General features: G+C 69.9%; 23 protein-coding genes. 7 read left to right on the forward strand and 16 right to left on the reverse strand.

Annotated features, from left to right (window positions below; genetic code table 11):
• Positions 1–69: 69 nt before the first annotated feature.
• Positions 70–1,191, reverse strand: a complete 1,122-nt coding sequence (locus tag ACGFU7_RS18770) for a hypothetical protein (RefSeq protein WP_393697131.1) — start codon at positions 1,189–1,191, stop codon at positions 70–72.
• A gap of 290 nt (positions 1,192–1,481) precedes the next feature.
• Here ACGFU7_RS18770 and ACGFU7_RS18775 point away from each other — a divergent pair, with 290 nt between their 5' ends.
• Positions 1,482–2,201, forward strand: a complete 720-nt coding sequence (locus tag ACGFU7_RS18775) for a class F sortase (RefSeq protein ID WP_393697132.1) — start codon at positions 1,482–1,484, stop codon at positions 2,199–2,201.
• A 122-nt stretch (positions 2,202–2,323) separates the two neighbouring features.
• A complete protein-coding gene (locus tag ACGFU7_RS18780) occupies positions 2,324–3,814 on the forward strand; it encodes an FG-GAP-like repeat-containing protein (RefSeq protein ID WP_393697133.1) in 1,491 nt (496 codons plus the stop codon).
• 34 nt (positions 3,815–3,848) lie between these two features.
• Here the strand turns inward: ACGFU7_RS18780 and ACGFU7_RS18785 are convergent, their stop codons facing one another.
• Positions 3,849–4,124, reverse strand: a complete 276-nt coding sequence (locus ACGFU7_RS18785) for a DUF397 domain-containing protein (RefSeq protein ID WP_393697281.1) — start codon at positions 4,122–4,124, stop codon at positions 3,849–3,851.
• Here ACGFU7_RS18785 and ACGFU7_RS18790 point away from each other — a divergent pair.
• From ACGFU7_RS18790 to ACGFU7_RS18800, 3 genes are all read left to right on the forward strand, one after another.
• A complete protein-coding gene (locus tag ACGFU7_RS18790) occupies positions 4,067–4,870 on the forward strand; it encodes a methyltransferase domain-containing protein (RefSeq protein WP_393697134.1) in 804 nt (267 codons plus the stop codon). The two genes, ACGFU7_RS18785 and ACGFU7_RS18790, sit on opposite strands and share 58 nt — an antisense overlap.
• A 98-nt stretch (positions 4,871–4,968) precedes the next feature.
• Entirely contained in the window at positions 4,969–5,544 is a 576-nt protein-coding gene (locus ACGFU7_RS18795) for an alpha/beta fold hydrolase (RefSeq protein ID WP_393697135.1), read from the forward strand.
• A gap of 217 nt (positions 5,545–5,761) precedes the next feature.
• A complete protein-coding gene (locus ACGFU7_RS18800) occupies positions 5,762–7,534 on the forward strand; it encodes a coagulation factor 5/8 type domain-containing protein (RefSeq protein WP_393697136.1) in 1,773 nt (590 codons plus the stop codon).
• A gap of 67 nt (positions 7,535–7,601) precedes the next feature.
• On the opposite strand, the gene ACGFU7_RS18805 is transcribed toward ACGFU7_RS18800, so the two are convergent.
• From ACGFU7_RS18805 to ACGFU7_RS18840, 8 genes are all read right to left on the reverse strand, one after another.
• Entirely contained in the window at positions 7,602–8,213 is a 612-nt protein-coding gene (locus ACGFU7_RS18805) for a response regulator (RefSeq protein WP_393697137.1), read from the reverse strand.
• A complete protein-coding gene (locus ACGFU7_RS18810) occupies positions 8,210–9,394 on the reverse strand; it encodes a sensor histidine kinase (RefSeq protein ID WP_393697138.1) in 1,185 nt (394 codons plus the stop codon). The genes ACGFU7_RS18805 and ACGFU7_RS18810 overlap by 4 nt, the downstream gene beginning before the upstream one ends.
• Positions 9,391–10,146 (reverse strand): ABC transporter permease, encoded by a 756-nt coding sequence (locus ACGFU7_RS18815; RefSeq protein WP_393697139.1) that lies wholly within the window; start codon positions 10,144–10,146, stop codon positions 9,391–9,393. Before ACGFU7_RS18815 ends, ACGFU7_RS18810 begins: the two co-directional genes overlap by 4 nt.
• The gene (locus tag ACGFU7_RS18820) at positions 10,140–11,078 is read right to left on the reverse strand and encodes an ABC transporter ATP-binding protein (protein ID WP_393697140.1); all 939 of its coding nucleotides are present in this window, start codon (positions 11,076–11,078) and stop codon (positions 10,140–10,142) included. The genes ACGFU7_RS18815 and ACGFU7_RS18820 overlap by 7 nt, the downstream gene beginning before the upstream one ends.
• Before the next feature lie 277 nt (positions 11,079–11,355).
• Positions 11,356–13,218 carry a hypothetical protein gene (locus ACGFU7_RS18825; protein WP_393697141.1) on the reverse strand — a complete coding sequence of 621 codons (1,863 nt, stop codon included), beginning with the start codon at positions 13,216–13,218 and terminating at the stop codon, positions 11,356–11,358.
• A gap of 430 nt (positions 13,219–13,648) precedes the next feature.
• Complete coding sequence (locus tag ACGFU7_RS18830; protein WP_393697142.1) at positions 13,649–14,092, reverse strand: DUF6113 family protein; 444 nt, start codon at positions 14,090–14,092, stop codon at positions 13,649–13,651.
• Positions 14,089–14,988, reverse strand: a complete 900-nt coding sequence (mshB, locus tag ACGFU7_RS18835) for an N-acetyl-1-D-myo-inositol-2-amino-2-deoxy-alpha-D-glucopyranoside deacetylase (protein ID WP_393697143.1) — start codon at positions 14,986–14,988, stop codon at positions 14,089–14,091. Before mshB ends, ACGFU7_RS18830 begins: the two co-directional genes overlap by 4 nt.
• A 72-nt stretch (positions 14,989–15,060) precedes the next feature.
• Positions 15,061–15,255 (reverse strand): hypothetical protein, encoded by a 195-nt coding sequence (locus ACGFU7_RS18840; RefSeq protein WP_393697144.1) that lies wholly within the window; start codon positions 15,253–15,255, stop codon positions 15,061–15,063.
• A gap of 166 nt (positions 15,256–15,421) precedes the next feature.
• Between ACGFU7_RS18840 and ACGFU7_RS18845 the strand changes: the two genes are divergently transcribed.
• Positions 15,422–17,554, forward strand: coding sequence for an alpha/beta fold hydrolase (locus ACGFU7_RS18845; protein WP_393697145.1), 2,133 nt, complete (start codon positions 15,422–15,424; stop codon positions 17,552–17,554).
• Between the two features lie 41 nt (positions 17,555–17,595).
• On the opposite strand, the gene ACGFU7_RS18850 is transcribed toward ACGFU7_RS18845, so the two are convergent.
• From ACGFU7_RS18850 to ACGFU7_RS18875, 6 genes are all read right to left on the reverse strand, one after another.
• Positions 17,596–18,609 (reverse strand): hypothetical protein, encoded by a 1,014-nt coding sequence (locus ACGFU7_RS18850; RefSeq protein ID WP_393697146.1) that lies wholly within the window; start codon positions 18,607–18,609, stop codon positions 17,596–17,598.
• A gap of 197 nt (positions 18,610–18,806) precedes the next feature.
• Positions 18,807–20,072 carry an ABC transporter ATP-binding protein gene (locus ACGFU7_RS18855; protein WP_393697147.1) on the reverse strand — a complete coding sequence of 422 codons (1,266 nt, stop codon included), beginning with the start codon at positions 20,070–20,072 and terminating at the stop codon, positions 18,807–18,809.
• On the reverse strand, positions 20,062–21,039 hold the full coding sequence (locus ACGFU7_RS18860) for an ABC transporter ATP-binding protein (RefSeq protein WP_393697148.1): 978 nt from the start codon (positions 21,037–21,039) through the stop codon (positions 20,062–20,064). The genes ACGFU7_RS18855 and ACGFU7_RS18860 overlap by 11 nt, the downstream gene beginning before the upstream one ends.
• A 13-nt stretch (positions 21,040–21,052) precedes the next feature.
• Positions 21,053–22,027: an ABC transporter permease gene (locus ACGFU7_RS18865; RefSeq protein ID WP_393697149.1), complete on the reverse strand. Its 975-nt coding sequence runs from the start codon at positions 22,025–22,027 to the stop codon at positions 21,053–21,055.
• Positions 22,020–22,943 carry an ABC transporter permease gene (locus tag ACGFU7_RS18870; RefSeq protein WP_393697150.1) on the reverse strand — a complete coding sequence of 308 codons (924 nt, stop codon included), beginning with the start codon at positions 22,941–22,943 and terminating at the stop codon, positions 22,020–22,022. The genes ACGFU7_RS18865 and ACGFU7_RS18870 overlap by 8 nt, the downstream gene beginning before the upstream one ends.
• A gap of 148 nt (positions 22,944–23,091) precedes the next feature.
• Positions 23,092–24,723: an ABC transporter substrate-binding protein gene (locus ACGFU7_RS18875; protein WP_393697151.1), complete on the reverse strand. Its 1,632-nt coding sequence runs from the start codon at positions 24,721–24,723 to the stop codon at positions 23,092–23,094.
• Between the two features lie 367 nt (positions 24,724–25,090).
• On the opposite strand from ACGFU7_RS18875, the gene ACGFU7_RS18880 reads away from it, so the two are divergent.
• A complete protein-coding gene (locus ACGFU7_RS18880; protein WP_393697152.1) occupies positions 25,091–26,125 on the forward strand; it encodes an ABC transporter permease in 1,035 nt (344 codons plus the stop codon).
• Positions 26,126–26,140: the final 15 nt, after the last annotated feature.

The raw sequence follows: 26,140 nt of genomic DNA on the forward strand, positions 1-26,140 counted from the left end.
AAAGCCAGCAAACGGGTGGACCCTCGCCGCCCAAACCTCACGCGGCGCCGTATGCAGTCCAACGGGTGATTATCGGCAATTCGCCACCCGAAGGGCCCACGGCGTAGCTCCAATGCGGCATTCCCCGATGGCGCGGACTCGCATTTTGACTGACGGTGGATCACGTCGCCACTGCGCCACAATGAGTCGACGTCCCGTCGCTCTTCGCAGTCGCGTCGAAAGGAATGTGTTCAGATGCGCTCTGCCCGCACACTGTTCGCTTCGGCCGCTGTCACAGCGGTCCTCGCTATCACCGGTCCCTCCGCCTACGCCATGGCCACGGCCGCGGACACGGGACACAACAACGGATCCTCGTCCTCGCGTGGCGACGACAACGGAAGGTCCGACTCCGACTCCGACTACGGCGACCGCGGTGGGGACCGCGGTGGCGACGACGGCGGCGACCGCGGCGACGACGGCGGCCGCGGCGACGACGAAGGCGGCCGTGGTGGCCGCGGTGGCGACGAAGGCGGCCGTGGCGGCGAAGGCGGCCGCGGCGGCGGCCGTGACGGGGGCAGGCCCCATGGCGGCGTGCACGCCGGCGGCGGCTTCATGGCCGGCATCATCGCCAGCGACGAGAACAGCAGTCGCGACAACGGCGGCCGCGGCGGCGACGAAGGTGGCCGCGGTGGCGACGAAGGTGGCCGCGGTGGCGACGAAGGTGGCCGCGGTGGCGACGAAGGTGGCCGCGGTGGCGACGAAGGTGGCCGCGGTGGCGACGATGGCGGCCGTGGCGACGACGACGGCGGTCGCGGTGGCGACGACGGCGGCCGTGGTGGCCGTGGTGGCGACGAAGGCGGCCGCGGTGGCCGTGGCGGCGACGAAGGCGGCCGTGGTGGCCGTGGCGGCGACGAGGGCAGGCCCCGCGGTGGCGTCCACGCCGGTGGTGGCTTCATGGCCACGACCCTCACCAGCGACAGCGACGACGGCGGCCGTGGCGACGACGACGGCGGCCGCGGTGGCGACGACGGCGGCCGCGGTGGCGACGACGGCGGCCGCGGTGGCGACGACGGCGGCCGCGGTGGCGACGACGGCGGCCGTGGCGGCGACGACGGCGGCCGTGGCGGCGACGACGGCGGCCGCGGTGGCCGCGGTGGCGACGAGGGCGGGCGCGGCGGCGACCGTGGCGGCAAGCCCCACGGTGGCGTCCACGCCGGTGGCGGCGGGATGGCGATGACGGGCAGCGGCCTGGCCGCCGGCTCGGTGCTGCTGCTCGGTGGCATCGGCGTCGGTGCGTACAAGCTGCGCCGCCGTCAGTCGTCGGGTGGCGCGCTCGCCTGACCGGGCCCAACGGCTGACCGGTCGTTTCGTTTGTCGCGGCCGTCGTCCCTCGGGGCGGCGGCCGCGACAGCTTCGTTTGCACACCCCGCACACCCCGCGCACCCCTCCCCCTCCCTCTACCCCTCCTCCAACAACACCGCACAATCGAAAGGCACGTTCCCATGGCCGCCCCGCAGTCGCCCGGCTCCACCCCATCCCGGACTGCCCCCGGAACCACACTAGGCCGCGCCTTGATGTGGCCCGCCGTGACAGCCGGGGTCGGCATGCTCCTCATCTACAACTCCTTCAGCACCTCGGTGGACGACAAGCCGCCGGCCCCGTCCGCCGCCGTCGCGCCCGCCGTACCCGAGGTCCTCGGCTCCCATGCCGCGCCCCGTCCCGTGACCCCGTCGGCACAGCCCGTCGGCCCGGCGATGACGCGTTCCGTCCCGACGCGGCTGCAGATTCCGTCCCTCGCCATCAACGCACCGTTCACCAACCTGTCCATCGGCGCCGACGGCCGGCTGAGCCCGCCGCCCCCGAACGACAGCAACCTGGTGGGCTGGTTCAAGGGCGGTGTCACCCCCGGCGAGCGCGGTGCCGCGATCGTGGCGGGCCATGTCGACACGACGACCGGTCCGGCCGTGTTCCTTCAGCTCCAGTTCCTGAAGCCGGGTTCCACGGTCGACATCACCCGCGCGGACGGCTCGGTCGCCACGTTCAAGGTCGACTCCGTCGAGACGTTCAGCAAGGCGAAGTTCCCGGACAAGCGCGTCTACTCGGACACCCCGTCCGCGCAGCTCCGCCTGATCACCTGCGGAGGCCCGTACAACAAGACCGCCAAGGACTACGAGGACAACGTGGTGGCCTTCGCCCACTTCGAATCGTCCAAGAATGGCTGACGGCCGGCCGGCGGCCGACGCCGCGATACAACCATCCGCCGGGCCGGGAGGTCGTACGAGGCGGCACGGAACCTGAGTCCGTGCCGCCCCGACTGACCTCCTGAGCAACGGAGTTGAGCAACATGCCCGTTCTCGCCCACCGACGCCGCCTGGCGATCGCAACCGGCATCGCCCTGGTCGCCGGAGCCGTCGCGGCTCCCGCCGGTCACGCCACGCCGAAGTCGCCCGCCCCCGCGGCGAGCGCGCCGAGCGCCAAGCGTCTGCACGACGACTTCAACGGGGACGGCTATCCGGACGTCGCCGTGGGCGCCCCCATGGCCACCGTCGGCACGGCGGAGGGCGCGGGCGCGGTGAGCGTTCTCTTCGGCGGCCCCGGCGGTCTGTCCTCCGCCCGCAAGCAGGTGCTGACCTGGCCGGACCGCTCCGGTATCAACAGCCCGGCGGACGCGCGGTACGGCACGAACCTTCGCAGCGCCGACCTGAACGGTGACGGTTACGCGGATCTGGTCGGCCGCCTCTGGGCGACCACACCCGACGGCGACAAGGGCACGGTCCTTGCCGTCAACTGGGGTGGCGCATCGGGCCTTTCGACGAACGCCACGGTGCTCCGGCCCGTTCCGGGCGACCAGGGCGACGCCACCGGCGATCTGGCCGTGGGCGATGTCGACGGCGACGGCGTTGCGGACATCGCCGTGGGCGACGTGCGGCGCGGCGGCCATGTGCTGCACGGCCCGGTCAGCCGCACCGGCCGGTGGAGCCGGGTCAGCTCGTTCACGGTCGACGGCACGGACGTACTCGACACCTCGGACATCGCCATCGGTGACGTCACCGGCGACGGCGTGGGCGATCTGGCGATCCTCGGCTTCGGCCCGTCCGACCCGTGGCAGCAGCACACGTATCTGCTGAAGGGCAGCCGCAGCGGGTTCTCCGCCCCGGTGGAGATCAAGGACGCGGACGGGGCGGGCGTCGGCGGCACCTCCATGGGCATCGCCGACCTCGACAAGGACGGCCATGGGGACATCGTCATCGGGCGCGGCGACGAATGGTCCCAGGCGGACACCCCGGTGAAGAAGGGCGGTGCGCTCTTCGTCTCGTACGGCGGCCCCAAGGGCCGGAGCACCGGCCGCAACCCGGTCTGGATCAACCAGGACACCGAGGGTGTGTCGGGCACGGCCGAGTTCCACGACCGGATGGGCTACAGCATCGCCCTCGGCGATACGAACGGCGACGGCTACCCCGACATCGCCACGGGGCTGCCGGGCGAGAACATCAACGGCATCGCGGACGCCGGCCGGATCCTGGTCCTCAAGGGCGGCCCGAACGGTGTGAGCGGCGTGGGTTCCAAGGAGTTCGGCCAGTACACGGCCGGGGTCACGGGTGTCGCCGAGGCGGGCGACCAGTTCGGCGAGGCCACCGCACTGGGCGACCACGACGCCAACGGCCGCGCGGAGCTGGTGGTCGGCGACCCCACGGAGAACAACAGCAGGGGCGCCCTGTGGATCTTCCGCGCGGACGCCACGGGGATCGTCGCCAAGGGTGCCGTCTCATTCGGCGCGGCCACCCTCGGCGCCCCGACCGGCCCGTCCCGCTTCAGCGAGACGCTGACGGACTGACCGTGCGGGGGTGCGCGCCCCCGCACGTACGCCGTCACACCAGGCTGTCGCCCTTGGCCGCCGTGACGAACGGGGTCCGGGCCGTGGCCGCGAAGACGACGGCCGGGCCGTGCGGGTTCTTGCTCTCACGGACGGGGACGCAGGCGGTGCAGGTGTCCTTCACCTCAAGGCAGTCGCCGCTGTCGCCGCCGCGCCGGCCGGCGCGGGCCCCGGCGACCGGGGCCCAACCGCCCCTGCTGCCACAATCGCCACATGGCTGAACACGACACGGATCACGGCTACCTGCTGGACAACCAGCAATCGGAGGCAGGGGTCCGCTTCGGCGCCCTCAGCGAGTTGTTCGATCCGGTGACGTTCCGGCATGTCGACCAGCTCGGGATCACTGCCGGCATGCGGTGCTGGGAGGTCGGTGCCGGCGCTCCGTCCGTACCCCTCGGGCTGGCCGAGCGAGTCGGCCCGGCGGGAGCGGTGATCGCCACCGACATCGACGTGTCCTGGACCCGACACATTGCCGGGGGCGTGATCGAGGTGCTGCGCCACGACGTGGCGGCCGACCCGCCGCCGCCCGGCGGCTTCGACCTCGTCCACGCCCGACTGGTCCTGGTACACGTCACCGACCGCGCCGAGGCGCTGCGCCGGATGGTCCAGGCGCTGCGGCCCGGCGGCCGGCTGCTCCTGGAGGATGCCGACCCGGGGTTGCAGCCGCTGTTGTGTCCGGACGAGTCCGGTCCCGAACAGCGGCTCGCCAACCGGCTGCGATCCGGCTTCCGCGCCTTGATGGCGGCACGCGGCGCGGACCTCGCGTACGGGCGAACCCTGCCCAGGCTGCTGCGTGAGGCCGGTCTGGCGGACGTTCGGGCCGACGCGTACTTTCCGATCACCTCGCCGGCATGTGCCGTTCTTGAGGCCGCGACCGTGCGGCAGATCCGCCGCCGTCTGGTAGCGGAAGGGCTCACCACCGACGAGGAGATCGACCGCCACCTGGCGAACGTCGCCACCGGACGCCTCGACCTTGCCACCGCCCCCATGATCTCCGCATGGGGACGCCGCCCGTAACCCTCCCCGATTGCCTCGTCGTCACCAGCACGGCTTCAAGCCCCCGCAGGCGGGCAGGTGCGCCGGCAGTCGAAGAACAAGTTCAGCAAGCTCGGCGCATGCTGACGGTGACGGAGACCGATCTCGAACTGAGCGACGGTCGCACACTGCATGTCTACGACGCCCACGCCGAGGGGGCCGGCGCCGGCCTCGCGGTCGTCCGGCACCACGGCACACCGAACGTCGGCGCACCGCCCGAGCCCCTGTTCCCGGCCGCCGCCGAGAACGGGGTGCGCTGGGTGTCCTACGACCGGCCCGGCTACGGCGGCTCGACGCCTCACCCGGGCCGGGACATCGCATCGGCCGCAGGGGACGTGGCGGCGATCGCCGACGCCCTGGGCATCGACCGGTTCGCGGTCATGGGCCACTCCGGCGGCGGTCCGCACGCGCTGGCCTGTGTCCGCCCCTGGGGATTCGACCCGGGGCAGGTGGTCGCGCCCGCACTCCTCCTGCACGGTGGCCTCGACCGGGTCGTGCCCGGTTCGCACGGCGAGTGGCTTGCACGGCACTGCCGCACGGCCGGACCGTGGCGGCGCCCGACGACGGACACATCTCGGCACTCAACTCCGGCGCGCATGCGCTGGACTGGCTGGCTGGCTGGCTGGCTGGCTAACTGCTGGAACATCAGCTTCTGAAGTCATGAGTTCGGTGAACTGAGTGCAGAACGGGTCAATTGCCGTTCACCTGGCGTTAATTGTTGCGCTCAAGCAGATCCGTTGAGCCCCCTGATGCACACCTCTTGACGTGTCCTGCACAACGGCGGAACCATCAACAACCGTCGGAGAGCGCTCTCAGAGCGCTCTCCCGGCAACCCGTCGTGCACCCGTACCACGACTCAGGAGAAGTGTTCTCATGCATGCTCCCCCCACAACGCCCCCACGCCGCCGGGCCAGAGCCCTCGGGTTCGCCGCGCTCGCCATCGCGCTCCTCATGTCCGTGCCCACCGCGCGGACCGCATTCGGTCAGGACGTGGCGCCGATCGCGGGTGGTGGCGATCTCGGACCCAATGTCATGGTCTTCGATCCCTCCACACCCGACATCCAGGCCAAGGTCGACGACGTATTCAAGAGGCAGGAGTCGGCGCAGTTCGGTGACGGCCGCTATGCGTTGCTGTTCAAGCCGGGCACGTACAACAACATCAATGCGCAGATCGGCTTCTACACCTCGATCGCCGGTCTCGGGCTGAACCCGGACGACACCACGTTCAACGGCGATGTCACGGTCGACGCCGGGTGGTTCAACGGGAACGCCACGCAGAACTTCTGGCGTTCGGCGGAGAACCTGGCACTCAACCCGGTGAACGGCACCGACCGTTGGGCCGTTTCGCAGGCCGCCCCGTTCCGGCGGATGCATGTCAGGGGCGGGCTGAATCTGGCACCCGACGGGTACGGCTGGGCCAGCGGCGGCTATATCGCCGACAGCAAGATCGACGGGCAGGTCGGGCCGTACTCGCAACAGCAGTGGTACACCCGCGACAGCTCGGTCGGCGGCTGGGGCAACGGCGTCTGGAACATGACGTTCTCCGGTGTCGAGGGCGCGCCCGCGCAGAGCTTCCCGGAGCCTCCGTACACCACGCTCGACACGACCCCCGTCTCGCGCGAGAAGCCGTTCCTGTATCTCGACGGGGACGCGTACAAGGTGTTCGTACCCGCCAAGCGCACCAATGCGCGCGGCACTTCATGGGGCAACGGCACACCGCAGGGCGAGTCGATACCGCTGGACCAGTTCTACGTGGTGAAGCCGGGAGCGAGCGCCGCCACCATCAACGCGGCCGTGCAGCAGGGGCTGCATCTGCTCTTCACGCCCGGCGTCTACCACGTCGACCGTCCCATCGAGATCGACCGTGCCGACACGGTCGTGCTCGGCCTGGGGCTTGCGACCATCGTCCCGGACAACGGGGTCTCGGCCATCAAGGTGGGCGACGTGGACGGCGTGAAGCTGGCCGGGCTGCTCGTCGACGCCGGTCCGGTCAACTCGGACCGGCTGATCGAGGTCGGCCCCGAGGGTGCGTCCGCCTCTCACGCCGCCGATCCCACCTCGCTCCAGGACGTGTTCGTACGCATCGGTGGTGCCGGACCCGGCAGGGCGACCACCGGCATCGTCGTGAACAGCAACGACACGATCATCGACCACACCTGGCTGTGGCGCGCCGACCACGGCGACGGCGTCGGCTGGGAGACCAACCGGGCCGACTACGGACTCCGGGTCAACGGTGACAATGTGCTGGCCACCGGGCTGTTCGTGGAGCACTTCAACAAGTACGACGTGGAGTGGGCCGGCGAGAACGGCCGGACGATCTTCTTCCAGAACGAGAAGGCGTACGACGCCCCGAACCAGGCCGCCGTCCAGAACGGCAGCATCAAGGGGTTCGCGGCCTACAAGGTCGACGACTCCGTCACCACGCACGAGGGCTGGGGTCTGGGCAGTTACTGCTACTTCAACGTCGATCCGACGATCCGTCAGGACCACGGCTTCGAGGTGCCGGTGAAGCCGGGCGTGAGGTTCCACGATCTGCTGGTGGTCTCGCTCGGCGGTCAGGGACAGTACGAGCACGTCATCAACGACACCGGATCTCCTACGTCCGGGACGAGCACCGTTCCGTCGCAGGTGGTGTCGTTCCCTTAGCCGGGGGAACGGGGAACGGAGCGGGGCCCGGTCGCGTCGACAACGGCGACCGGGCTCCGCTCCGGCACTACAGCCAGCCCTTCTCGCGGGCGATGCGGACTGCCTCGGCCCGGTTGCGGGCCGCCATCTTCTGGATCGCCATGGAGAGGTAGTTGCGGACCGTCCCCTGCGAGAGGTGGAGCGCGGCCGCGATCTCCGCGTTGGTGGAGCCGTCCGCCGCCGTGCGCAGCACATCGCGTTCGCGGTCGGTGAGCGGGCTCGCCCCGTCGGCGAGTGCGGCCGCCGCGAGCGTGGGATCGATGACCCGCTCCCCCGCGAGCACCTTCCGTACCGCCGAAGCCAGTTGGGAGGCGGGGGCGTCCTTCACCAGGAAGGCGTCGGCGCCCGACTCCATGGCCCGGCGCAGATAGCCGGGGCGGCCGAAGGTGGTGACGACGACGATCTTCACGGCCGGGAGTTCGCGCCGCAGGACCGCCGCCGCGTCGATACCGGTCATGCCCGGCATCTCGATGTCCAGGAGCGCCACATCGATGCGGTGCTCGTGGGCCGCGGCCAGCACCTCGTCGCCGCGGGCGACCTGGGCCACCACCTCGATGTCCGGCTCCAGGCCGAGGAGTGCCGCGAGGGCCTCTCGCACCATGGACTGGTCCTCGGCGAGGAGGAGTCTGATCATGCTCATTCCGTGGATCCTAGGGCGGATCCGAGCGGAACACTCAAGGTCAGGATGAAGCCTTTACCCGAACCGGAACCGGGTTTGCCGGCCCGGGTGGTCAGCGTGCCGTCGACCGTGGCGAGGCGTTCGGTGATGCCGGTGAGGCCGTTGCCCGGTTTTGTGCCCGCGGCTCCGACGCCGTCGTCCGCGACGGTGAGTTCGAGGACCCGGCCGTCGAGGGTCTGGCGCGGAGTGAGGGCGACCGTGCAGTGCCGGGCGCTGCTGTGGCGTACGACATTGGTGACGGCTTCGCGCAGCGCCCAGGCGAGCACCTCCTCCGGCTTCTCGGGGAGGTCGTCGGGGGCCTCGGCGGGAACGTCTGCGGTGATGCCCGCGGCGGCGAGTGCGGTACGGGCTCCGGCCAGTTCGCCGGGGAGGGTCGGCCGGCGGTAGCCGGTGACGGCGCTGCGTACGTCGACCAGGGCCTGGCGGCTGACCTGTTCGATGTCCGCGACCTGGGCGGCCGCCTGCTCGGGGTGGTCGGGGAGCATCCGCCCGGCCAGTTCGCTCTTGAGCGTGATGAGCGAGAGCGAGTGGCCGAGCAGGTCGTGCAGATCGCGGGCGAGCCTGAGCCGTTCCTCGTTGGCGGCGAGCTGGGCGACGGTCGCGCGGGCCTCGCGCAGCTGGATCGTCGTACGGATCAGCTCCCGTACACCGGTCATCGCGAACCCGCCGAGCAGCGCCGGGAAGACCAGTGCGGTGATGATCTCGCGGGAGTGGTCGCCGGTCAGGCCGATGCCGACCATGACGGCCGTGACGACGGGGATCAGCCAGCGGGCGGTCCTCAGCGGCATGGTGGCGCCGACGGAGACCGCCACGTACACGAAGAGGACCAGCCACGCGGTGCCGAGCGCCAGGGAGAGGACGACGGCGAGGGCGCCGAGGAAGGCGATCGTGGAATGGACGAGGCGCCGGTCCAGGGCCTTTGACGTGTGGCGGAAGACCAGCACGAGATACGTCCCGACGAACACCGTCAGACCGAGGGCGCCGAGCGCGGTCGCCCACGGGGTGTGGCCACGGTCGATGAGGTCCTTGACCGGGGCGCTCATGAACGCGAGCCAGACACCGATCCAGAACAGCTTGATCCAGACCTGACGGCGCCCCGTGGGCGGGCGCCCGATGCCCACTGACGTCTCCTCGTCGTTCACGCCTTCAGGGTGTCCTTCCGGTAGAGCCAGGCCGCTCCGCCCGCGAAGATCAGGAAGTAGGCGCAGAGGATGGCGACGTCCTTGGCGTGCGGCGAGCCGCCCATCTCGATCGCCTGGCCTAGAGCAGCGTACGCGTGGGTGGGGAGCCACTCGGAAATGTTCTGCAGCCACTGCGGGAAGGTCGCGCTGGGCATCCACAGACCGCCGAGGATGGAGAGCCCGAAGTAGATGATCATCGTGATCGGGCGGACCGCGTCACCGCTGGCGATGTAGCCGATGGCGACCCCGAGTGCGGCGAAGACCAGCGAACCGGCCCAGATGACCCCGGCCAGCGCGAACCACTGCCAGGTGTCCAGCCGTACGTGCTTGACGGAGGCGGCGACCAGGAACACGACGACGATGCAGGGCAGGGTGACCATCGCGGCGCCGGCGATCTTCGCCAGGACGTAGCCGCGGCTGGGCAGTGCGGTGAGCCGGAGCTGGCGGACCCAGCCCTTCTCGCGCTCCTTGGCGATGCGTTCGCTGTTGCCCATGAGGACGGCGGTCAGCGCGCCGAAGGAGGCCATCGAGACCATGAAGAAGGCCTGGAGGGTGAGATCGCTGTTCGGGACCTTGTCGGTGGTGTTCTGGGTGCCGGAGATCAGCAGATAGATCACCGACGGGTAGATCACCGAGAAGAACATGAACTTCTTGTTCCGCAGAGTGCGGGTCACTTCGAGCCTGATGAGAGCCCACGAGAAGAAATTCAGCATGCGGTCCTGGCCTCCTCGGCCTCGGTGATGGCGACGAAGGCCTGCTCCAGGCCGAGTCCGGCGACTTCGAGCTCGCGCGGGTAGAGGCCCAGTGCGTAGACGGCGTGGACGGTCGCGTCGGCGTTGTGCGACTGGATGCGGACCCGGTTGCCGGTGATGTCGAGCGTGGCGAGGAACGGCAGCCCGCGCAGGGCCGCTTCGTCGACCGGGCCCTCCAGCTCGAAGGAGATCCGGCGGGCTCCGGCCTTCGCCTTGATCTCGGCGGCGGTGCCGTCGGCGAGCAGCCGGCCCTTGTGGAGGACGAGGACGCGGTCGGCGATCGCGTCGGCCTCTTCGAGGTAGTGGGTGGCGAACAGGACGGTACGGCCCTGCTCGGCCTGCTCGCGCATGGTGGCCCAGAAGGCCTGGCGGGCGGTGACGTCCATGCCGGTGGTCGGCTCGTCGAGGACGATCAGGTCGTTGGCCCCGGCGGTGGCGAGCGCGAACCGTACGCGCTGCTCCTGTCCGCCGGAGAGCTTGTTGACCATGCGGTCGGCGATCTGCGCGATGCCGGCCCGGGACAGCACCTCGCCCACCGGGTAGGGCCTGGGGTGCAGATCGCAGGCGAGGCGGACCAGTTCCCCGACCGTGACGTCCTCCATCAGACCGCCGCTCTGCAGCATCGCGCCGACGCGGCCCGCGGCGATGGCGCCCTGCGGGGTCGTGCCGAAGACCCGGACGGAACCGGAGTCGGCGGTGCGCAGGCCGAGCAGCAGGTCCAGAGTGGAGGACTTTCCGGCGCCGTTGGGGCCGAGGAGTGCCACGGTCTCGCCGGGGTGCAGGTCGAGGGTGAGTCCGTCGACTGCGCGTACCGCTCCGTACGCCTTGCTGACCTGGTCGAAGCGGACCACGGCGGTCTTCGCCCCGGTGGCCTCGGTGGCTGTCGTTGTCATGCGTCCAGCGTGGCGGAGAGGTGGGTACATCCGGCAGGGTCGCGGGTCGTGGAAACGGGATGACAGATGTCATGCCGCGCGCATGACGCCGCTGCGGGACCGGACGCATGCGGAGCGCGGCGCCGCTGTGGTGCTGAACGCCTGCGGCGCGCAGCGCCGCTGCGGGGCCGGACGCCTGATGCCGTTGTCGTGGCGTACGCCCGCCGGGCATGACGCCGCCCCCGGCCGGGGGTCCGGACGGGGGCGGGTGTGCGCTGTGGTTCGCCGCGGTGGGCGGTCAGCCGTTGCCGTTGAGGCTGATCGTGGCGGTCCGCTCGGCGGGGGTCTTGCCGAGCAGCGCGGTCTGCATGGCGGCCGCCACGTCGTCCACGCTGAGCTGGTGCTTCTTGCCGTCGCCCTTGGTGATCATGATGCCGTCGAACACGCCGTCGCAGAGGGTGTCGATGGCCTTCTTGTCGTAGTGCTGGACGAGCCGGCCCTTGATCGGCACCATCGTGAGGATCTGCGGCAGCGACTTGGCCGGGCCGAACTGGATCTGCTTGGGCCCGGCCTTGATGGTGATCAGACCGGACATCGCGGGCTTCGCGAAGTCCTTCATCGCCCGGTCCAGTTCGGCCTGGGTGATGGTGGGCTCGCGGGTGGTGACAGGCAGTTGGACGGTGCTCGCCCGGCCGGTCTGCACCTGGGCCCGGTACGCGTCGCGCACCGAGATCATCGACTGGTTGACGTCCAGCGCCTTGCCCGACTTGCCGGGTACGGCGACGGCCTTGCCCGGCTCGAACTTGATCGTGCCGTCGTTGGCCGAGCCGGAGACGCCCGCCAGGTCCGTCAACGCGACACCGAGCTTCTCCTCGTCGACCGGGATCACCGGGTCGACGGCGCGCTTGCCGCCGAAGAGGGAGCCGATGACGGAGACCGGGTTGTAGTCACTGCCCGCGGCGGAGCGCACGGTCTCCTGGCTGTCCAGGGCGAGCCCGGCCTTGTCCGGTGCGAGCTCGGCCTTCTTGCCGTCCACGGAGAGCTGGAGGGGTGCCTCGGCGCGCTTGCCGAGGGCGGCGTCCAGCTTCGCGACGCCCTCCTCCTTCGTACCGCCGCCGATGTCGACGCCGAGGACGGTGGTGCCCTTGGGGACATCGGAGTGGTTCATCAGCAGTCCGGCGCCGTACGCGACACCGAGCAGGCCGACGACGCCTGCGCAGAGGAGGACCAGCTTGGAGCGGCCCTTCTTCTTCGCGGGCGCGGGTGCCGGAGCTGGGCGGGCGGCGGCGGGCGGGGTGGGCGACGGGGCGACGGGACCGCCGGGGCCTGCAGGTCCGGTGCCCATCGGGTCGTCCTGGATACGGGGCGTCAGATCGGGACGTCCACCGCCCAGGCCGCCGGGGCCGCCCGCGCTCGGGAACGGGGACGGCGAGCGGTGCTCCGGCGGGACGACGGGGATGCCGCTGGTGAGGGTGTCACCGGAGACATTGCCGCCGGGCCCGGCGGAGGCCGGGGCCGCGAACTGGGGCGTCAGCACCGCCGTGTCGTCGGACATCCGCGGGGGCACGCCACCGGGGGCGCCGGGACCCTGCGGGCCCGCAGGACCACCGGAGACTCGCGGACCGCCGGGGCCTGCCGGGCCGGAGCCGAGGCCGCCCGCTCCGTCGAGGTTCGGGGTGAGGGACGAGGTGCCGGTGACCGGGCCCGTGGTGGGTCCGGAGGGGCCCGGCGTACGCACTCCGAGGTTCGGCGTGGGACGCGGGCCGGCCGCGGGTGCGCCGGGGCCGAACTTGTCGAGGGCGCTGCCGCCGGGGCGGGGCGCGTCCTGGTCGCCCGTGCGCTGCGGACCGTCCGAGAAGTACGGCAGGTCGGCGCGGGGCGGGGTGGGCGCGGCGCCCGTGGGGCCGTCGGCGCCACCGGCCGCGCTGCCGCTGCCGCCGACGACCGAGGTGTTCATGGGGGCCTTGCGCGGGGCGAACCAGTCGCCGCCGCTCTTCTCCCTGGCCGGCTTGTCGGCAGCCGGTTCCGCGGGCGCGGCACCGGCTCTCGCCTCGGCGCCCGGCGCGGCGTCGGAGGCACCCGACGCACCGCCCGGCGCGGGCGAGGCCGGGCGCGGGATGCTGCCCGTGCGCTCGGCTTCGGCGGTGTCGGCGTCGCTCATGGGCGTACGCATGACAACCGGCGGGATGGGGCGCGAGCCCGGAATGTTGATCCGGATGCGCGTCGTCAGCGTCGTCTCGGTCCTCGGTTCCTCGGACTGAGGCGGGTCCGCAGCCTCCGGGGCCCCCTCCGGGGCGTCCTGCGAAGGGTGCAGCGACGGATACTGGCGGGATCCGTACGGCGGCGTCCCCGAGGGGTACGCGGCTCCTCCGCGCCCCTGGGGCCCGGAGGACGAACTGTCAGTTTCACGACTCAAAGCAGGTTCTCCCGATTGGCTCCGCCGCCCGTACTTCCCCCATGCCGCAGGCCAGGGGACGGCTCGGCGCGCGAACCACCTTACTGGCCGCCGCCGACAGACACCCCTCGACCGGGGGAAACGACTGCGTGACCACCGGACGGACAACGGGCATTACGGGATCGGACGTGGCACATTACTTGCCAGGTCGGCCGCTGTCGGCGCCCGGTTGGGGCGACCGCGACATGGTGGCACAGATCACAGCGATCGCCATCCCGCCCAGCAGGAAAAGAGTGAGGCCCAGTTCATCGCCGAAGACATAGTCGCCTTCCGGCCGTCCGCCGAGCAGAAGCACGATCGAAATCAGCCAGCCCGCCGCGGGTGCCAGGGCGCCGAGCTGGGTGCCGAAGATGCAGCGCCCGCCGTAGAACAGTCCGGCACAGGCGACCAGCGCGAGCACCAACCCGGCGGGAAACCAGGCGGCTTGGACGAGCGCCCCGGCCATCCCGACGAGCGCGCCGAGGACGGCGAGGCCCACATAGGCGGCGATCCGCCCAGGGTTGACGGGCGCGGCGAGACCGGTGGCCTGCACGTCCCTGGAGGGCGGTCCGGTGCGCGGTGTGCGCTGCTTGCCGCTCATCGTTGCGCCCCCGGTACACCGGCGAACAGATCGTCTTCGCGCGCCCCTTGAGGGGCTCCGGAGGCGCCGTGCACCAACTCGTAGTACTCGGTGGTGAAGAGGGGCTGGCCGAGGTCGTTGGAGAGGGCGAAGAAGGGGCCGTCCACGGCGATCTGCGTGGCGTGGGCCCGCATCGCCGCACCCTTGGCCGCCGCATGGGGCAGGCCGTCGATCTGCGCGGTGATCCTCGTGTCGTCGACCACGCCCGGTACGTCGTCGATGGCGGCGATCCCCGGGAAGGCGTCCGGCGCCGCGTCCCGCAGACGTGCGAAGCCGGCTTCGGCGACCGAGCGCGGCACCCGGTTCCAGTAGATCTTGGCGACGGTGTGCACCGCGCCCGATCCGGTGCGGTACGCGGGATCGGCGGCGAGCTCCGCCGCACGCATCGCGACGCGGTGTGCCTGGATGTGGTCGGGGTGCCCGTAGCCGCCGTCGGGGTCGTAGGTGACGAGGACCTGCGGGCACACCGAGCGGATCACCTCCACGAGGTACCCGGCGGCTTCGTCCACGTCCGCGTCCCAGAAGGCGCCGGGGCGGTGGTTCTGCTCGGTGCCCATCATTCCGGAGTCGCGGAAGCGTCCCGGGCCGCCGAGGAGCCGGTGGTCGGTGACCCCGAGCTCCTTCATCGCCGCGGCGAGTTCGCCCTGGCGGTAGGGGCCCAGGGTGTCGTCCCGGTCTGCCGCGAGATGGGCGAGTGAGGGCGGGATGACCTCGCCCTCCTCGCCGAGCGTGCAGGTCACCAGGGTGACCTGGGCACCCTCGGCCGCGTACCTGGCCATGGTGGCGCCGTTGTTGATCGACTCGTCGTCGGGGTGCGCGTGCACCAGGAGCAGACGCCGGGCGGGATGGTCCGTCATGGGGACCACCCTACGAGCCGGGCGCGCCGGGGGCCGACCGTGCCCGCTCACCGACCGCCGACGAGCCGGGTCTCAGAACTTGATGCTTCCGATCATGCCGGCCACATTCGTGGTCAGGTCCGAGATGGTGGGCGCAATGGACGAGCTGGCGAGATAGAAACCGAGCAGCGCGCAGACCACCGCATGTCCGCCCTTCAGTCCGGATTTCCGGATCAGCAGGAAGACGACGATCGCCAGCAGCACCACCGCCGAAATCGAGAGTGCCACGGCGGTTCACCTCCATCAGTACGGTCGGGACGGGCAGCACATATGGAGCCGGCAGGTTCCTACCCACCGAGCGCTACGGATCATAACTATCCGTGGCACCGCATTGATCGGGGCACAGCAGCACGAGGGGCGCACGACCGGGTGGTCGGGGACTAGGTTCGGGCCCATGACTTCGCAGAAGATCTCGTTTCCCCGTCAGCACGCCAGGACCATGCGATTCACCCTCGGCGCTCCCCGCGCGTTCACCGTTTCACCCGACGGGGAGCGGGTGATCTTCCTGCGGTCGGGCTCCGGCACGGACCGGACGGGCCGGCTGTGGGTGCTGGATCTGCCTGCGGGCGGCACGCCGAAGGAACGCGTCGTCGCCGACCCCGAGACGCTGCTCGGCGGTTCGGCGGAGCGGCTGTCGCCCCAGGAGCGGGCCCGGCGCGAGCGCAGCCGTGAGGGTTCCTCGGGGATTGTCGGCTACGCGGTGGACGCGACGGCCGAGTTGGCCGCTTTCGCGCTCTCCGGGAAGGTGTACGTCGCGGAGTTGCGGGCGGGTACGGCGCGCGCGCTGCCGGTGCCGGGCCCGGTGATCGACCCGAGGCCGTCGCCGGACGGGCGCCACATCGCGTATGTGTCGAAGGGCGCGCTGCGCGTCGTGGGCACCGAGGGCGACGGGGACCGGGCGCTCGCCGAGCCGGAGGACAAAGACGTCTCGTACGGCCTCGCGGAGTTCATCGCGGCCGAGGAGATGCAGCGCTCGCGGGGCTTCTGGTGGTCGCCGGAGTCGGACCGGCTGCTGGTCGCCCGGGTCGACGACAGCCCCGTACAGCGGTGGTGGATCGCGGATCCCGCGCACCCGGACCGCAAGCCGGCCGAGGTCGCCTACCCGGCGGCGGGGACGCCCAATGCCGAGGTGCGGCTCTTCGTGATGGGCCTGGACGGCACCCGTACCGAGGTGGTCTGGGACCGGGCCCGCCACCCGTATCTGGCGCAGGTGCACTGGTCGTCGGCCGGGGCTCCGCTGCTGCTCGTGCAGGCCCGTGACCAGCAGAGCCAGCTCTTCCTCGCGGTGGACACGGAGACGGGTTCGACGCGGACGGTGCATGTCGACGAGGACCCGGTATGGCTGGAGATCTTCCCCGGTGTGCCCGCCTGGGCGCCGGACGGGCGGCTCGTGCGGATCGCGGACGAGGGCGGTGCGCGGGTGCTCGCGGTCGGCGACCGGCTGCTGACCGGGGCGCAGTTGCAGCTCCAGGCGGTCCTGGACATCGGTGAGTCGGATGTCCTGGTCTCGGCGTCGGCGGGCGAGGAGGCCGCGGAGCCGGAGATCGGCGAGAGCCATGTGTACCGGGTCAATGAGCTGGGCGTCGAGCGGGTCTCCGAAGGGGCGGGGGTGCATTCGGCCGTCCGCGCGGGCGGCGTGACGGTGCTGGTCTCCCACTCCCTGGAACGGCCGGGGGCCCGTGCCGAGGTGCTCCGGGACGGCAAGCGGATCGCCACCGTCGCGAGTCATGCGGAGGAGCCGGTTCTGTCGGCGCGGGTGCACCTCACCGAGGGGGGCGCACGGCGAATTCCGTGCGCCGTGCTGCTCCCCGAGGCGTACAAAGAGTCGGACGGCCCGCTTCCGGTACTCATGGATCCGTACGGCGGCCCGCACGGCCGGCGGGTGCTCGCCGCCCACAATCCGCATCTGACGTCGCAGTGGTTCGCCGATCAGGGCTTCGCGGTGGTCGTCGCGGACGGCCGGGGCGCACCGGGACGTTCACCGGGCTGGGAGAAGGCCGTCAAGAACAACCTCGTCCTCACCGTGGACGACCAGGTCGAGGCGCTGCACGCGCTCGCCGGACGGTTCCCGCTGGACCTCGGCAAGGTGGCGATCCGGGGCTGGTCGTTCGGCGGCTACCTGGCGGCCCTGGCCGTCCTGCGGCGGCCGGATGTCTTCCACGCGGCGGTGGTGGGCGCGCCGGTCACCGACCAGCGGCTGTACGACACCCACTACACCGAGCGCTATCTCGGCGACCCGGCCAAGCAGCCTGAGGTGTACGCGCACAACTCGGTGCTGACGGACGAGGGGCTCTCCGAGGCAGCGGACCAGGTCCGGCCAATGATGATCATCCATGGTCTGGCGGACGACAACGTGGTCGTCGCGCACTCGCTCAGGCTGTCGTCGGCACTGCTCTCGGCGGGACGCCCGCACGAGGTGCTGCCGCTCAGCGGGGTGACGCACATGACGCCGCAGGAGCAGGTGGCGGAGAATCTGCTGCTGCTCCAGGTGGACTTCCTGAAGCGGTCGTTGGGGCTGCTGGGGTGACCTGACCGGGGCGACCGGGCGATCGGCTCCGGCCGCCCCCGTCACCAGCCGGGCGGGGGCTGGGACGGGGGCGGCGGGCCGAAGACGCCGGGCTGCGGATAGCCGTACCCCTGGCCGTACCCCTGGCCGTAGCCCTGGTGGGGCCGGCCGGGGGCATCCGCGGAGCCTCGCCGGGCCAGCACGATGAGCACCACCGCACCGGTGATCACCTCGAAGAACCAGGTCGCCACCGTGAGTTGGTCCTCGGTCGGCAGATCGCCGAAGTGGTCCAGCATTTCGTAGTGCACGGCGCGGACCACTCCCGTCACCCCACCGGTCAGCAGCACAGCGGCGGCGATCAGGCCGAACGGCCGTGCGTGCACGGCGTGGAAGAGCGCGCTCGCGGCCGCGAACAGACAGAGCAGCGCCAGGACTGCGGTGAACCAGCCGGGCGGCGGGTCGATCAGCCCCTGGAGGACCCGGTCCCCGCCCACGTACCACTCCGGGTAGATGTCGGGGAACCTCACCGCCTGGCGGATCTCCCAGGCGATCGCGACCGCCCCCGCGGCGCCCAGCAGCAGAAAGGCGGTCACACTCGCGCCCTGGCCGGGCCGGGTCGGGGCGCGTTCGGAGAAGTCACGCGGTGGCCTGCGACCGGCCCCCGCGGTGATGATGAGCGCGATGCCTGCCGCGAGGGCCGCGAAGGCACAGATCAGGGCGCGGGTACGGAGGTCGTCGGCGAACCGCGGGTTCATCCGGGACTCACCGATGTTCCAGAGTCCGGGCAGCCGCACGGCGAGCGTGACCACGCCGGTGGCGACCAGCACAGTGGAGGCCACCGAGGACCGCAGGGCCGCGAAGGCGGCGACGAGATACACCACGAGCAGCACCACGTCGTTGGCCGAGGTGGCGGGCATCACGGAGAGCCGCGCGTCGTAGTAGCCGGCCCAGTACCGCCACAACTCACCGGAATCGTCGACCGCCCTGACATCCCGTACGAGCCAGCCGACGACGATCACCGCGAGCAGGGCGCAGAGTACAGCGCCGGTGATCCTTGCCCCCCGTGTGAGTATCACGCGAGCGATACTCCACCGTCGCCGCCCACCGGACAAGGGGTGCGCCCAGGTGGTGTGCGAACAGGCAACCGACCGGGGAGAGTTGACGTCACCCCGGCCGGTTCACGGCACCCGCACGGCCGTACGCAGACCATGCTGGCGCGTTCGTATATCGGACGTGAGACGGCCAAGTTGCCCGCGCGTTAACGCATCCTCGGTCAGCCGGCCCGGCCGCTCCCGGAAGGCGGCGGCCCGTCCTCCTGGCCCACGGCGCCCTCCTCCTCATCCTCCTCCTCATCCTCATCCTCGTCCTCATCCGCGTCGGCTTCCCCGGGCAACCCCCCCGGCGTCTCCAGCAGCCCCTCCGGCGGCACCACCTGCTTCTCCTCCGCGAAGTGGCAGGCCGAATCGTGCGCGGCCGGTGTGTCCGCCAGCCGGAAGACCGCCGGAACCGCCAGCAGCGGCACTTCCAGTTCGCACCGCTCCTGCGCCTTCCAGCAGCGGGTGCGGAAGCGGCAGCCGGAGGGCGGGTTGGCGGGCGAGGGGACATCGCCGTACAGGATGATCCGCTCCCGGTGCTCGCGGGCCATCGGGTCCGGCACCGGTACGGCGGACAGCAGCGCCTGGGTGTACGGATGCGTGGGGTGGTCGTAGATCTGCTCGTCGGTGCCGATCTCGATGATCCGGCCCAGATACATCACGCCCACCCGGTCGGAGATGTGCCGGACGATCGACAGGTCGTGCGCGATGAAGACGTAACTCAGCCCGAACTCCGCCTGGAGCCGGTCCAGCAGGTTGACGACCTGCGCCTGCACGGAGACGTCGAGGGCGGAGACGGGTTCGTCGGCGACGATGATCTCGGGGTTCAGGGCCAGCCCGCGGGCGATGCCGATGCGCTGGCGCTGGCCGCCGGAGAACTGGTGCGGATAGCGGTTGATGTACTCCGGGTTGAGCCCGACGACGTCCAGCAGGTCCTGGACCTTGCGGCGCCGCTCGCCCTTCGGGGCCACCTCGGGGTGGATCTCGTACGGCTCCCCGATGATGTCGCCGACGGTCATCCGGGGGTTGAGGGAGGTGTACGGGTCCTGGAACACCATCTGGATGTTGCGGCGCACGGCCTTCAGTGCGCGCCCCGACAGCTTGGTGATGTCCTCGCCCTTGTACCTGATCGCGCCGGCCGTCGGCTGTTCCAGATGCACCAGCATCTTGGCCACGGTCGACTTGCCGCAGCCCGACTCCCCCACGATGCCGAGCGTCTCGCCCGCCGCCAGGTCGAAGGAGACCCCGTCGACCGCCTTGACGGCGCCGACCTGCTTCTTGATCAGGATGCCCTGGGTCAGCGGGTAGTGCTTGACCAGATCGCGGACCTCCAGGATCGGCTCGCCGCCGGCCGCCGCGGACCCGGCCCGCGATCTGGCCAGCAGGGCGCGGGCCACCTCGCCCTCTTCGCGCGCCTCCCTGCGCCCCGAGTGGTCAGCGTGCATCGAGCGTCTCCTTCCAGAAGTAGCAGGCGCTCTCACGGTGCTCGGCCACCTCGAAGAGAGGCGGTACCTCACCTCGGCAGATCTCCTGGGCCATCGGGCAGCGCGGGTTGAAGGCGCAGCCGGGCGGGATGTGCAGCAGGTTGGGCGGCAGGCCCTTGATCGCGTACAGCTCCTGGCCCTTCTGGTCCAGGCGCGGGATCGACTGGAGCAGGCCCTTGGTGTACGGGTGGGCGGGTGCCTTGTAGATCTCGTGGACGGGGGCCGACTCGACGATCCGGCCCGCGTACATCACGGCGATGTAGTCGGCGACGTCCGCGACCACGCCGAGGTCGTGGGTGATCAGGATCAGGCCCATGTTCAGCTCGCGCTGGAGCTCGGCGAGCAGGTCCATCACCTGAGCCTGGACGGTCACATCGAGGGCGGTGGTGGGCTCGTCGGCGATGATCAGCGAGGGTTCCAGCGCCATCGCCATGGCGATCATGATGCGCTGGCGCATTCCGCCGGAGAACTGGTGCGGGTAGTTCCCGACGCGTTCCTTCGCGGCCGGGATGCGTACCCGGTCCATCAGCTCGACGGCCTTGCGCCTGGCGTCCTTGTGGGACATCCCGCGGTGGACGACGAACATCTCGCCGAGCTGCTCCCCCACGCTGAGCACGGGGTTGAGGGAGGAGAGCGCGTCCTGGAAGATCATGGCCATCTCCTGGCCGCGGATCTTCCGGCGCTCCTCCTTCTTCATCTTCAGCAGATCACGGCCCTTGAAGAGGATCTCGCCGCCACTGATCTTCCCCGGGGGCATGTCGAGAATGCCCATGATCGCCTGTGCGGTGACCGACTTGCCGGAGCCGGACTCGCCGAGGACCGCCAGCGTCTCGCCCTCGGCCACCGAGTAGTTGACCCCGTTGACAGCCTTGGCCACCCCGTCGCGGGTGTGGAACTCCACGTGCAGATCGCGCACTTCGAGCAACATGGCAGCGGGCTCCTCAGCGCAGCTTGGGGTCGAGGGCGTCGCGCACCGCGTCGCCGAGCATGATGAACGCGAGCACCGTGACCGCCAGCGCTCCGGCGGGCCAGAGCAGCATGTGCGGGGCGTTGCGGATGTAGTTGGCCGCGGCGGAGATGTCGATGCCCCAGGAGACGGCCGGCGGTTTCAGGCCGACGCCTAGGAACGAGAGGGTCGCCTCCAGCGAGATGTACGTACCCAGGGCGATGGTCGCGACGACGATCACGGGGGCGACCGCGTTGGGCGCGATGTGGCGCAGCATCATCCGCGCGTTGGAGGCGCCGAGCGCCCGCGCCGCCTGGACGTAGTCGTTGTGTTTTGCCGTGATGACCGATCCGCGGGCGATGCGGGCGATCTGCGGCCAGCCCAGCAGCACGATGAAGCCGATCACCGGCCAGACGGTGGAGCTCGGCACCACGGAGAGGAAGACCAGGCCGCCGAGGACCACCGGGATGCCGAAGAAGATGTCGGTGATACGGGAGAGGAACGAATCCGACAAGCCGCCGTAGAAGCCGGCAAGACCGCCGAGGAGGCTGCCGAGCAGGGTGACGCCCAGGGTGGAGCAGACGCCTACGGTCACCGAGTTCCTGGCCCCGTAGACGGTCCGGGTGTAGACGTCGCAGCCCTGTCCGTCGAAGCCGAAGGGGTGGCCGGGCTGTGAGCCCTCCTGGGCCTTGCCCAGGTTGCAGTTGAGGGGGTCCTGGTCCGCGATCAGCGACGGCCAGATCGAGATGATCACCAGGAAGACGATGATCAGGGCGGAGATGATGAAGACGGGGTTGCGGCGCAGATCCCGCCAGGCGTCGGACCACAGACTGCGCGGCTTCTCTGCGGGGCCGGTGCCTTCGGGGCCGCCCGGTGTCTTTTCGAGGGTCGCACCCTCCTCCAGGGCCAGGTCCATCACGCCTCCCGCTCCGGCCGGTGAGATCGCCTCGTCCGGTGTCTGCTCAGGCATAGCGGATCCTCGGGTCGAGTACGGCGTACAGCAGGTCGACGATCAGGTTCGCCGCCAGGAAGACGAGGACCAGAATGGTGACGAACCCGACGACGGTCTGGGAGTTCTGGCGCAGGATGCCCTGGTAGAGCTGGTAGCCGACGCCGTGGATGTTGAAGATCCGCTCCGTGACGATCGCCCCGCCCATCAGGGCGCCCACGTCCGTACCGATGAAGGTGACGACGGGGATCAGCGAGTTGCGCAGCAGATGCCGGATGATCACGCGGCGCCTGGGCAGTCCCTTGGCGACGGCGGTGCGGACATAGTCGGCGCGGGCGTTCTCGGCGATCGAGGTCCGGGTGAGCCGGGTGACGTATGCCAGGGAGACGGAGGCGACGACGAGCCCCGGGATGATGAGTTCGTTGAACGGCGCCTCCGAGGAGACGGACGGATCGATGATCCCCCACTTCACACCGAGGAGGAGCTGGAGCAGCAGACCGGTGACGAAGGTCGGGATGGAGATGACGACCAGGGTCAGGATCAGCACGGTGGTGTCGATGGGGCGGCCGCGGCGCAGACCGGTGATGACCCCGAGGCTGATGCCGATGACGACCTCGAACAAGAGCGCCACGATGGTGAGCCGGATGGTGATGGGGAAGGCGGTCGCCATCAGATCGGTGACCTTCTGCCCGTTGAACGCGGTGCCGAAGTCGCCGGTGAAGACATTGCCCATATAGGTGAAGTACTGCTGCCAGACCGGCTTATCGAGGCCGAATTCCGAGCGGAGCTGGGCTGCGGTCGCCGGATCGCACTGGCGGTCTCCGCAGAGACCCGCGATGGGGTCACCCATCACATTCACCATGAGGAAGATCAACAGCGTGGTGCCGAAGAAGACCGGGATCATCTGCAGCAGCCGCCGGATCACATAACGTCCCATGAAGGGCTCCGGGGGTCGCGGGGGTCAGAGGCGCGGGGCTGGGGAGCGCCGGGGCCGGGGAATCCCAGGCCGGGGAACGACGCGTCGGCGGGATGCGGAAGCCGGGCGGCCGGTGCCAGGAACGCACCGGCCACCCGGCCTCGACGGGTCACTTGACCTTGATCTGCTCGTACACCGGAACGCTGAACTGGTTCAGCGACACATGGGTGACGTTCTCCGAGTAGCCGGCGCTGCCGTTCTGGTACCAGAGCGGGATCACGGGCATCTGCGCGACCAGGACCTTCTCCGCGTCCTGGAAGGTCGAGACGGCCTTGGCCTTGTCGGACTCGGCGTTGGCCTTGTCGACGAGGCCGTCGAACTGCTTGTTGCTCCACTTGCCGTCGTTGGACGAGGCGTCGGTGTAGTACACCGGCTGCAGGAAGTTCTGGATCAGCGGGTAGTCCATCTGCCAGCCGGCCCGCCAGGCGCCGGTCAGCTTCTGCTGGGAGACCTGGCTGCGGAAGTCGGCGAAGGTGCCGACCGGGGCGCCGACGCAGGCCTTGTTGTTCCCCATCACCTTGTTGATGCTGTTGCAGACGGCATCGACCCACTCCTTGTGGGAGCCGGTGTCCCCGTTGTACGAGATCTTGAGCTGGCCGCCGGGGATGCCACCGCCCGCCTGGATCAGCTTCTTGGCGTTCGCCGCGTTGTACTCGCAGGGCGCGCCGCACAGCCCCTTCTTGAAGCCGCCGTCCGCGCCGAGCACCGGGGAGGTCCAGTCGGAGGCGGGGGTGCGGGTGTTCTGGAAGATCTGACTGGTGATCTGATCGCGGTTGATCGCCATCGACAGGCCCTGGCGGACCTTGATGCCGCCGGGGGTGTTCCACTTCTTGTCGTAGAAGGGGAAGCCGAGGGTCTGGATGATGCCGGCCGGGGTGTTGATGTACCGGTCGCCGAGGTCCGCCTTGACGTTCTTCAGCTGCGAGGCGGGCACATCGTCGACGAGGTCGAGGTTGCCGGCCGTCAGGTCGGTGTAGGCGGTGTTGTTGTCGGTGTAGACCTTGAGGTCGATGCCACCGTTCTGCGCCTTGTCGTCCCCGGGGTACTTGTCCCACCTGCGCAGGTCCATCGACGAGCCCTTGGTGTACTTGTCGACGGTGTACGGGCCGTTGCCGATCGGCTTGGACACCCAGGCGGCGTGGTCGGTGAAGAAGGCCCTGGGCAGCGGGGCGAAGGCCGGGTAGCCGAGGGTGTCGGGCCAGAGGGAGAACTTCTGCATCAGCTTGACCGTGAAGGTCTTGTCGTTGACGAGCTTGAGGCCGGAGAGCGTATTCGCGCTGGCACTGCCTGATGCGGGGTGCACCTTGTTGTATCCGTCGATATAACCGAAGAAGTAGGCATTCTTCTGATTGTTCTTCAGCAGGGCCCCGTAGTTCCAGGCGTCCACGAACGACTTCGCGGTGATCTTCTCGCCGTTGCTGAAGGTCCAGCCGTCCTTCACGGTGATCGTGAAGTTCTGGTTGTCCTTGGATTCGATCTTCTCGGCGAGCATATTGGTGGCCGCGCCGGTCTTCGGGTCGTACTTCTTGAGTCCCCGGAAGATCATGTCGAGGACCTTGCCGCCCTGCACCTCGTTGGTGTTCGCGGGCTCCAGCGGGTTCTGCGGGTCACCCCAGGAGGAGCTCACGATTCCGTCGGCACCACCGCCACCACCGCTGCTGCCCCCTCCGCCACATGCCGTCGCCGCCAGGGCGACGGCCACCGCGCATGCGGCCCACTTGGCCTGTGTGGCTCCGCGCATGGAGTGCCTCCTCTAGGTCTTCATCACACGTAGAGCCAAATATCACCTCAGATCGGGACCAACGCACCCTAACCGCGGCCGTACGTGTGTATCCGTCACCGAGTCGCCCGCATGCCCCGCATAACGAAATGGACACACACATGATCGGACGCGCCCGCCCGAGTTACCCCTATTGCCCAAGTGTGCAAAACAAGCGTCCACCTGTAGGACATCTGCTTCTTGTCAAGTTCTGGTCAAGAACCTAAAGACCAGGTGTGGAGTTCCGTAGCCGATTGACCGTTGTCAACGTGATTGATTGGGTCCGTTCCAACCCCTTGGTTCCTCCTGCCCCGGAGGATGCCGCTTTCCGTACGGGGACAGGAGCTCGATGACCACGCCATCCCCGGCCCCCATCGCTCCGGTGGACACCACTGCCACCGAAGTCGTTGAGGAGTCCCGGCAGCCCGCAGGCCCCGACAAGGGGGCCGACGCACGGAGTCCAGGCCAGCTGGCCTGGCGGCGCTTCAAGCGCGACAGGACGGGCGTGCTCTCCGCCTACATCGTCGTGTTCTTCTTCGTGATCGCGATCTGCGCGCCGCTGATCGCCAAGCTGTACGGCAAGAACCCGTACACGCAGTACGGCCAGGAGATCCCCGGGCTGCTCAACGGCTTCGCCTATCCGGTCAAGCCCAACGGCGGCATCAGCAGCGACTTCTGGTTCGGTGTCGAGCCCCAACTGGGCCGGGACGTCTTCACGTTCCTGCTGTACGGAATCCGCACCTCACTGCTGCTCGCGGCGGCGACCACCATTCTCGTCACGGTCATCGGTGTCGTCATCGGTGTCACCGCCGGATATCTGGGCGGCAAGACGGACTACTTCATCGGCCGGGTCATCGACATTCTGCTGTCGTTCCCGTCGACGCTCTTCTTGATCGCCTTCATGCCTGTCGTCTACGCGCTCTTCGTGGCGCCGGACGACGAGATCCCGACATCGCTGCGGGCCACGTGTCTGGTCCTCGCACTCACCGCTTTCGGCTGGGCCTCGATGGCCCGTCTGCTGCGCGGCCAGGTACTGGCCCTGCGCGAGCGGGAGTTCGTCGAGGCCGCGAAGGTGACCGGAGCCTCTCCGGCCCGGATCATCTTCAAGGAACTGCTTCCGAACCTCTGGACGCCGATCCTGATCCAGGCCACTCTCGCTCTGCCGGCCTTCGTGACGGCCGAGGCGGGCCTGGCCTTCCTCGGCGTCGGCATCATCGACCCGACGCCCGACTGGGGCGTGATGATCCAGCGCGGAGCGTCCTTCTACACGGACGACATCACCTTCATGCTCTTCCCGGGCATCTCGATGATCGTCTTCGTGCTCGCCTTCAATCTGCTCGGCGACTCAGTACGCGACGCGCTCGACCCGAAGTCGAAGCGCTGAGCTTCTGCTCCATCC

The organism is Streptomyces sp. NPDC048473, assembly GCF_043200155.1.
Classification (GTDB): Bacteria; Actinomycetota; Actinomycetes; order Streptomycetales; family Streptomycetaceae; genus Streptomyces.